Raw genomic sequence first — 542 nt, 5'->3', positions numbered from 1 at the left:
GTGAACGGCCCGAACCAAACGATTTGTTCTTTGAAAACTAGATATCGAAACGAAACAAACGCGAATTAGAACATTCCTTTTTAGCTGAACTTGTGTTAAACAAGTTTAATAAATTGGTACTTAATTGCTTTTGCGATGGTATCGTGTGGGAGCGACTTTTGGATTTGCGCAAGCAAACCAAGCGGAGCGATAGCTCGAACACGAGCGCAATGGTTAAGCTACTAAGAGCACACGGAGGATGCCTAGGCGCTAGGAGCCGATGAAGGACGTGGCGAACAACGAAACTGCCTCGGGGAGCTGTAAGCAAGCTTTGATCCGGGGATGTCCGAATGGGGAAACCCAGCTGGGGTAATATCCAGTTACTCACAACTGAATACATAGGTTGTGTAGAGGCATACCAGGGGAACTGAAACATCTAAGTACCCTGAGGAAGAGAAAACAATAGTGATTCCGTCAGTAGCGGCGAGCGAACGCGGAGAAGCCCAAACCAGAGAGCTTGCTCTTTGGGGTTGTGGGACGTCTCACATGGAGTTACAAAGGAG

Annotated in this window: 1 rRNA gene; it reads left to right on the top strand. The window is 47.8% G+C overall.

Annotated features, from left to right (window positions below):
• Positions 1–211: 211 nt before the first annotated feature.
• Positions 212–542 (top strand): 23S ribosomal RNA (locus EC604_RS29535); the annotation flags it as partial.

The organism is Paenibacillus amylolyticus, from assembly GCF_003719335.1.
In the GTDB taxonomy this organism is placed as follows: domain Bacteria; phylum Bacillota; class Bacilli; order Paenibacillales; family Paenibacillaceae; genus Paenibacillus; species Paenibacillus amylolyticus_D.
This window is presented reverse-complemented; position numbering and strand designations above follow the sequence as displayed.